The 8,868-nt window shown below is 40.7% G+C and carries 6 protein-coding genes; all 6 read right to left on the bottom strand.

Annotated features, from left to right (window positions below):
• Window positions 1-22: 22 nt before the first annotated feature.
• Window positions 23-1,210, bottom strand: coding sequence for a hypothetical protein (locus tag Q0376_RS06675; RefSeq protein WP_298705556.1), 1,188 nt, complete (start codon window positions 1,208-1,210; stop codon window positions 23-25).
• Window positions 1,211-1,493: 283 nt separating this feature from the next.
• On the bottom strand, window positions 1,494-1,649 hold the full coding sequence (locus Q0376_RS06670; RefSeq protein WP_298705553.1) for a hypothetical protein: 156 nt from the start codon (window positions 1,647-1,649) through the stop codon (window positions 1,494-1,496).
• A 378-nt stretch (window positions 1,650-2,027) separates the two neighbouring features.
• A complete protein-coding gene (cydD, locus tag Q0376_RS06665; RefSeq protein WP_298705550.1) occupies window positions 2,028-5,777 on the bottom strand; it encodes a thiol reductant ABC exporter subunit CydD in 3,750 nt (1,249 codons plus the stop codon).
• A 98-nt stretch (window positions 5,778-5,875) separates the two neighbouring features.
• Window positions 5,876-6,523 (bottom strand): PepSY domain-containing protein, encoded by a 648-nt coding sequence (locus tag Q0376_RS06660; RefSeq protein WP_298705547.1) that lies wholly within the window; start codon window positions 6,521-6,523, stop codon window positions 5,876-5,878.
• 102 nt (window positions 6,524-6,625) lie between these two features.
• Window positions 6,626-7,834 (bottom strand): AI-2E family transporter, encoded by a 1,209-nt coding sequence (locus Q0376_RS06655; protein ID WP_298705544.1) that lies wholly within the window; start codon window positions 7,832-7,834, stop codon window positions 6,626-6,628.
• A 184-nt stretch (window positions 7,835-8,018) separates the two neighbouring features.
• A complete protein-coding gene (hemQ, locus tag Q0376_RS06650; RefSeq protein ID WP_298705541.1) occupies window positions 8,019-8,837 on the bottom strand; it encodes a hydrogen peroxide-dependent heme synthase in 819 nt (272 codons plus the stop codon).
• Window positions 8,838-8,868 lie beyond the last annotated feature (31 nt).

The raw sequence follows: 8,868 nt of genomic DNA, 5'->3' as shown, positions 1-8,868 counted from the left end.
CCTTAAGTAAGTGTAAGTACTATTAGCGAATTAATAAAATCCATTCTAATAGAGTACATACGATATATGCAATAATGAATTTTACTTTTTGTTTTCTATCTCGATCTTCATCGGCAATACGCAAGCGTTGCGCTAAAAATCGCTTATCCCGAATTTGTAGTAATAAATCGCGAATATTAGCCTGACATTTTTCATCATTCTGAACGCCATTTTTCTTTAATGACGCCTGTTGAATGGTAATACGGCGCTGCAATTTACGCATCTGAATCTTAATATTATTATGCACAAATACGCTTTGCCATTTCTTTCGCGAATCAAAATACATATAAATATACCGAGGTATATTCATAACAATAAAACTGATGCACAAAATCCCCAACGAAATGAGGAAGTATGTGGAAAAGGAAAACTCGATAGTTTCGGCTGGCAAATAATGGTGCAAAATGACAAAACTAATCCACACCCCAATAGGCAATAGCAACGCTGCTGCCATATCAACGGAGCGAACCCAGCTTGTTTTAACAGGAATATCTTGCACATTATGAGTCTCTACTTCATCGCGAAATGCGTAATACTCTAATTGTAAAGCTGATTGTTCAGTTTTAGCATTAATTAAAAGAGCCGGCCCTTTTGCTTCAGCCGTTCTAGCAGGCCATGGAATCAAACGGCGAATCGGACTATCCGGAGCTAAATCAAAACGAATAATCCCTTTCTTTTCAAAACGCATAGTAGAGCCATCATCACCAATTTCAAAAGGATTGAAGAAGGTGCCTAATAAACTAAGACTCCAATTGCCTAAGGAATGAACTAGCGTATTTAATATAAAGCCACCCATGTCCACATCAGACATATTTAATTTTATAGAAAAACCCGTCGCATAGTCATCAAACCATAAGTCTTCAATAGAAAACTCAACAGTAATGACATTGCCTAAAGTCGTAATTATTCCTAAGTACACTTTATTATTGGGTTCAAACTCAAAAGTAACAGAATAAAATAACCAATGATTACGTAATTGCGCTTTAATAATTCGATTGATTGCATCCTCTTCCACACTAATAATGCGATGTTCATATAAATGACATTCTTCTTGTGCGGCCGCTGCTACAGGTTCAACCTCAACAGCGGGAGTAGCTGGTAACGCTTGTTTACGATTCTTAGCGGTCATTGATTCTGCTATTTCCAATAAACGTGTTACTATTTTACTCATAAATCCCCCTATGGATTTAGCATGTTCTTAACATTCCAATTATACCATAAGGAAAGGTATTTTCAAACTCTTACAGAAAACCCACTGACAAGGGCGCCTATGAGTCGTAACTGCGCCCCATCAAACAAGCAGCTCCAGAGTGTTTTGCCGCTTTTAACTGTAAACAGGCGTCTTATAGACATAAGGGGAAATCGTTCCATGACACATACTCGATCTTCACTCCTACATCAAAAGAAGGGCCCCATAAGGAAACCCCTCCTATAGCTACTGTTCTCTCCCATTTTTATAAAACCGGCTCTTTTAAATTAAAGCGCATTGCATTAGGTCCAATGGTGGCCAAGAAACAAAAATTAGTCGCCCCTACTGCGCTCCCTATATGCATAGGTGAAGCTAATACGGTCACTACTTTCATTTCACTTGAAACCATACATGTGGACATAGCATTACGCATCATATACGTCACCGATTCCTTTCTACCTTGTTTACAATTTGCTAGGGACTAATAGCCCCCTTCTTTTAGAAAAAATCTTTTACAAAAAGTCTTTTACAAGAAATCTCTTACCAAAAGTCTTTTACAAAAAAGTTTTTTTCACAAAAAGTAAATCACCAATGGATACGTATGGAAGTTTTTTCTCATACTCTTATTGTACAGAAAGGAAAAATAAAAACAATAGGCCTAACTAAAGCTTTACTAAGACATTACAAAAAGCTCATATAACTTGGTTTTTATGGCATAATTTACAAAAGGCTTACCAATTTATTCACTATCAATTTATACACTACCAATTTCTACATTACTAATTTATCCCCTACAAGTTTATACGCTTTCCATAGATAATTTTCGGTACGCATAGAAAGCTCCACGTTTTGCCATTAATTCGTCATAGCTACCATCTTCAATGATTTGTCCATGATCCATAAACAAAATGCGGTCCATTTTTTCTAAACCACCTAAATGATGTGTAACGCAAATTACGGTCTTGTGGCGCATCAAGGTATGTAAGGAGCTTTGAATTTCTTCTCGCACCACTTGATCTAACCCTTCTAACGGTTCATCTAAGAGAAGAATAAGACTGTTACGAAGCCATAAGCGAGCCAAGGCAATGCGCTGTTTCTGCCCACCGCTGACCCCCATGCCACCACTGCCAATAATAGTTTTTAAACCATTAGGTAGGGCCATGGCCCAGTCATAAATAGCGGCAAAGCGTAGAGCCTGTGCCAGTTCCTCTTCAGTGGCTGTCGGTTTCGCTAAACGAATATTATCTTCTAAACTAGCATGGAATAAATATGAGTCCTGCGTCAAGCTTCCATAATAACTGCGCGCTTCACTAATGGGAATGGTGCGCAATTCTTGATTGCCTAAATAGATCTGCCCGTCATAATCATAAAAACGTTCCAATAAAGTGAGCAAGGTTGTCTTTCCTGACCCGCTTGGCCCAACTAAAGCCACTTTTTCCGCTGCCTCAATTTCAAGAGATACCTTGTCATATACAAGCTTTTGCACCTCACTAGGATAAGCAAAGCTTACTGAATCAAAGCGTATACCTACTGCACTAGGCTCAATACCACTAGGTCGCCCCGTATCAACCACTGCCGGTTCTTGCTCAGCTAAACTTAACAAGCGATTCATGGCCGCCTTACTTTCTCGACCATGATACCAAGAAATCGCTAACGGCACCAAGGCTTCAAAATAAGACTGCAAGGAAATAGCTACCACTGCGATAAACACGCCCTCTGTTTGACTGCCGTGAGCCACTGGAATCATGATCATAGCCCCTGCAACCATGGTGAGTTGTGTAAGGCCTAATAATAAAGTATCGCCCCAATTCACGCCGCGCTCTACTACCTGCTGGGCCATACTGAGGGTCTTAAACTCTTCACTCACTCGGTCGCTAACAGGCTGCTCCTGTTTATACGTCAAAATATCCATGATGCCGGCTAAACTTTCCACTATGGTGTTTTTAACATCACTGCGATAGCCCAGCGCTGCATCAGTAGCCTTGCAATTATGTAAAAATACGCCATAAGGAATCACTATAGCACCTAAAATAAATGCAAGACCTAATAAGACCACCAAATACATGGAGAAATGAGACAAGAAATAAAAGCCAATGAAGGTCAACAACACAGCCCCTACTGGCGGAATAATAACGCGCAAGTAGAAAAACTGTAATGTTTCAATATCTGCCATAATGCGGCCTAATACTTCTCCGCTACTAAAACGATTAAGTACAGCTGGCACTAAAGGTTCTAATTTTTTATAAAACCAACAGCGAAGACCATACAAACCCTGAAAGGCCATATAATGCGACACATAGCGTTCAATATAGCGGCAAACAGCGCGGGCAATCCCAAAGAATCGAACACCCACAATAGCTAAACTCAACGCAGCTAATTCAGGTCGCAAAGCTGCTTCCGTAATAAGCCAAGCAGACGTAGTCAATAGACCTACATTCATAAATACCGTGAGGAATGAAAATAAAAGGCTAAGCCATAAGGAATTTCGCGCTGGTCCTAGGACAGCAAAAAGGCGATTAAGCCAACCAGTGGAAGTCAGCTCCTTATTAAGACTGCTGCTGTTTCCACTATTAAGATTACTGGTGTTTCCTCGGTTGAGACTGCTGCTGTTTCCTCGGCTAAGGCCACTGTTAACTTCACTGACAACGCCACTCTCAGCGTCTCTGTTAACGCCCCTAGTAATACCTCGCCTAATTTCACCGACAATGCCCCTATTTATGCCAGCATTGCGTTCATAAGTCATTGCAGACGAGTCATGATCGATGCCGTCATACGCATTTGTTTTTATTTCCTGCAATACCTCTTCAGTGAGAGGTCGTCCCATGCCGGCCGCTACCAGCTTACTAAAATAACCGCCCCTATGAACGAGCTCATCAAAGCCCCCTCGTTCAATAATATGACCCTCACGCATAACTAAGAGATGGTCAGCCCAACGCATAGTAGCTAAGCGATGGCCTACTAATAACACAATACGGTCCTTCATTAATACCTTTAAAGCCTTAGCTAAGGACTGCTCTGTGGCCACATCAAGATGCGCTGTAATTTCATCGAGAACTAGAATCGACGCTTGTTTCAAAAAGGCACGTGCCAAGGCAATGCGCTGCCTTTGACCACCAGAAAGGCCCACGCCACCTTCACTAATTACAGTATCTAAACCATCTGGCAATTCTGCAATAAATTCGTCCGCTTCTACTAAACGAAGGGCTTCTTCGACACGAGCTTCCTCCATGGGCTGATGAAAGGTAATATTGTCTCGTAATGTACCTTTAAATAAATGAGGTTGTTGCGGCACAAAGGTAACGAGATCACGCCAGTTCTCCGTATTGACACTGAGCAAATCAATGCCGTCTACCAGAATACGCCCCTTCGTAGGTGCCATTAAGCGCATCAACAAATGAGCAATCGTACTCTTACCGGCCCCACTTTCACCAACGAGCATCGTAATGTCCCCTCGTTTAAGGGTAAACTCTATCGTTTCAAGACCAAATTTGTCCCTTACAGCCTCACCATGAAGTGATGGATATTCATAGCCTACCGCATCAAATTGCACCTCATAGATAGGCTCTGTTTTATTAAACTCATGAGTCCCTGAAATCGGTTCTTGCACTGGGATGGCTAAAAATTCATCAATTTTACTTAAGCTCACTTGCCCTGCCATGCCCCTGTGGAACGCCGCCCCTAATTGCCTTAAGGGCGCATAAAATTCAGGTGCCAATAAGAGCACAAAGAACGCTGGTAAAAACTCTTCATGCCCATACAATAGAGCCACCCCCATATATACGGCAATCAAAGCCGTACTAATGGTGCTCACTAATTCCAATACTAAGGCCGATAAAAAGGCAATGCGCAACACGCGCAGCGTAGAATCTCTAAACTCAGCAGATAATCGTTCAATAACTGAGACTTGCTCTTCTGACCGACCAAACAGTTTAAGTGTTACAATACCTTGCAATACATCAAGAAAATGGCCACTCAAAAAGCTCATACGCTCCCACTGTTCCTTATTCATTTTTTCAGCCTTACGACCAATTAAAATCATAAAGAACGGAATGAGTGGAAATGTAATAAATAATATAATAGCAACCCAAGGGGCCGCATCAATTATAGCGATAGCCATGACCAAAGGAATCATCATGGCATACAGCATTTGCGGCACATAGCGGGCGATATAGGCTTCCACATTTTCCAGTCCATCGGTTAATAAATGAACCACATCGCCATGTCGCTCTCCTGTAAAAGGCCCAAGACGCATCAAATGGGACCAAATTTGCTGCCGTAAATCCTCCTTAGCCAGGCTGGCTAAATCCTGTGCCACTTGCTCTTGCCAAAACGTAGCAATCATACGAAGCAAAATAGCGCCGCCTAGACAAAGTAAGGTGCTGCCTACATCAGCTAAGGATTTCCCTAAGAAAAATGTTTCATTAATTAATACGGCAAAAAACCAAGCTTGCCCTACTATCGCTAAGGTTCCTAGTAAGCTAAAACTCCCTAACCCTATGGCCTTATTTTTAAAGCGAATAAGCTCTTGCCGTGCAGTTTTAACTATCACATAGACCTCCTATTTAAATTATATATGTGGATGATTTTAGTCAACATTATACTCATAAAAAAATGCACATGCGTCACATGTGCACCTTTTTATATAGATTATCTAAATTGTTTTGGTACAAACCAAGTGTCTTCGCCTTCCACTTCAGCATCAGCACCATCATCGCTAATAATCATTGGTTCTGGTTCGCTAACAGAAAGAATGTCACCAGTAACAGCATTGAGTGTAATATCTACTTTTTCACCATTTCGGTAAACCGCTACTACATACGTTACTTCACCATTTTCAGCTTTCACTTCCCAGCCCTTGCTCAAAGCACCTTCGCCAATTTGAGCTACAGCAATTGCTTCTGCCTTCTTAGGTTCCATTACATTTAAAGGATTGAAGATGCGGTTTGGAATATCTTTTTCCTTGTCATCTACCGTCTCCTTAATAATCTTAGATGTAATAACATCAATTTGTAATTTGTATGTTTTCTTTAGTGTATAACCTTCTACTACATAAGCAAAACGGCCTTTATCTGGTTTTAGTGAAATGGAGTGAATCGCAGAATTAGGGTATTTTCCTAAGAAAATGCCAGCCACTTCACGCATGCTAAGAACCATAGACTGACCTTCTTGACGAGTCACTGTAGTTGGTGTCACATCAGCAGCATCTGCTGCAGACACAGTACCTACAGCAGTAAGGGACCATGCACCAACAGCCATAACCCCAGCCAAAGCGAGGGATGTTAGTTTTTTATTCATTCCTTACCTCCTAAACAGTAATATACGATAAGTATATCACAGGTATTAATTGTTCTCAATCAATTTCACGGAATCCTCAGTTTTGAGAATTCTATTGGTAGTTTATTCTTTTGGATTAGTCTCCTGAAGCGTTACATGCTCCTCATTAATTTGTGCCTTATGAAGATGTTGTTTCTCTTCATGGGCATGGGCCTTTTGTGCCTTAGAGGCCAAGCGTTTGTCTACATCTTCACGGACTAATTTATAAATCGTAGCGCCCAATGGTACGCTCAACAAAATACCTGGCACACCATATAAAGTACCGCCCACTGTAATTGCTGCAAACACCCAAATGCCTGGAAGCCCTACAGAGCCGCCCACAATTTTAGGATAAATAAAATTACCTTCAATTTGTTGCATAACAACTAAGATAATAATAAAAATCAACGCATCCATAGTCGACACGGAGAGCAACATAATCATCCCCATGAAACCACCGATATAGGCCCCTAAAAGCGGAATAAGAGCCGTTAAGCCAATTACACAGCCAATAGTCAGCGCATAAGGGACGGAGAAAATTGCCAGTCCCGCACCGACCATAACACCTAGAATCAATGCATCTAAAAATTGACCGATAAAGAAACTACTGAACACTTGACTAGCTACGCGCCACACATGAACAAATACGCCAATGCGATGTTCTCGTCCATAAGCCCGACAAATCCGGCCTAATTGACTACGCAATGTTTCTTTGTCCAATAGAACATAAATGGCAAAGATAAGGCCTACTACAAAATCGAAGACCCACTCTACCGTATCGCTCATAGTGCGCACAATATAGCGACCACTATCAGCGCCAATCTTTTTAAGATTATCTGCAAATGACTCAGGTGAAATGGAATTCATTACGCCCGAATCATGAAGAGCTGGCGTATTCGCAATAAAACTGCTAACAAACTGGCTGCCCTGTTCATACAAACCAGGTACGGCTTGCACAATAATAGTAAGGGAATGTACCAATTGAGGCACCGCCATCCAGCCCACTATAAATAAGGCCAATAATACAGATAAAATAGCCAACACGATACATACGGGACGCCGTGAGGCAATCACCCATTTCTTCGTGCTCTTCGGCGCATAAATTTGCTCAAATCGTTTAACAATAATATTTAAAACAAACGCAATTAAAATGCCCCATACGAGCGGCATGATCGCATTAAGGACTAAGCGAACATTAACTAATATGGAATCGAACTTGATGGCAATCAGAAATACAATACCGGCTAAAATAATTAACGTTACTATATGCTTATACTCTTTTAAAGGATTCATAGCTCATCTCTATCTATTTTTTAATTTATTTATAGAATCTATTCTGAAAACTAGCAATAAACTAGCATTAAACTAGCATTAAAAGTCAGTAATAAAAGCTAGCATTAAAAACTAGTAAATAAACTAATAATAAAACTAGCAATTAAAACGTTTTAACACAGGCGCAACCAGTCTACTACAAAACTTACGCAAACAATTGATCAAGACCGGCTTCGTCTAAAATAGTCCCTACTGTAAATGGTCCAAAAATACCAAAACGCGCACTTACTTCATCAAAGCGCATTTCATTGACAATTTTCTTAAACTGCACTGGATCATCAGACATGAGTGTAATGCCCCATTCCCAATCATCAAGGCCACAAGCACCCGTAGTAAATTCCTTGATAGTATCTTCATACTTCTTACCAATTTGACCATGAGAGCGCATCATACGACCGCGTTCTTCACGACTTGTCATATACCAGTTATCAGTTAAATGACGTTGTTTGCTCATAGGATAGAAGCACATGTATTTTAAACGAGGTACTTTAGGATATAAGCGAGCTTGTACCTTTGGATGATTAATATCAGTGCGCATGTAATTACTTACTTCAATAACGGCTACAAAAGAAGCTGTTGGAATTAATACATCACCGATAGCCATTTTACGAAGGGCTGTTTCACGAGCTGTCACTTCTTCAAGGGTTGGCTCTAAGAACCAAATCAAAAGATCACCCTTTTGCCCCGCCACATTATATAAAGCATAACTTGCTTCATGCGCTTCATGGCGAACTTCTAATTCACCAATAAAAGCTTTAAACTCAGCTAATGCGTCCGCCTGTTTTTGTGGCGCCCAAGTCTGCCATTTTTGAAAATCAATACGATATGTAGCATGAATGCTAAACCAACCTTCATAAGTTAATACAGCTGGGGATTTTTCATCGGTGCTAGCACCATGAGGATGACCTTCTGCTAAATTTGAATTGTGAATTCCCATCCCATGATGATGTTTTTGTTCTTCCATACTATTACCTCCTCATGTCAAATTATCTATT

Origin of the sequence: uncultured Veillonella sp. (genome assembly GCF_937981445.1) — a bacterium.
Classification (GTDB): Bacteria; Bacillota; Negativicutes; order Veillonellales; family Veillonellaceae; genus Veillonella_A.
The sequence above is the reverse complement of the archived record's forward strand: the minus strand, read 5'-3'. Positions and strand labels throughout refer to the sequence as shown.

Excerpts from the sequence above, each read along its gene's own strand:
- Q0376_RS06675 (WP_298705556.1), bottom strand. The coding sequence starts at position 1,210 with ATGAGTAAAATAGTAACACGTTTATTGGAAATAGCAGAATCAATGACC.
- Q0376_RS06670 (WP_298705553.1), bottom strand. The coding sequence starts at position 1,649 with ATGTCCACATGTATGGTTTCAAGTGAAATGAAAGTAGTGACCGTATTA.
- Q0376_RS06660 (WP_298705547.1), bottom strand. The coding sequence starts at position 6,523 with ATGAATAAAAAACTAACATCCCTCGCTTTGGCTGGGGTTATGGCTGTT.
- Q0376_RS06655 (WP_298705544.1), bottom strand. The coding sequence starts at position 7,834 with ATGAATCCTTTAAAAGAGTATAAGCATATAGTAACGTTAATTATTTTA.
- hemQ (WP_298705541.1), bottom strand. The coding sequence starts at position 8,837 with ATGGAAGAACAAAAACATCATCATGGGATGGGAATTCACAATTCAAAT.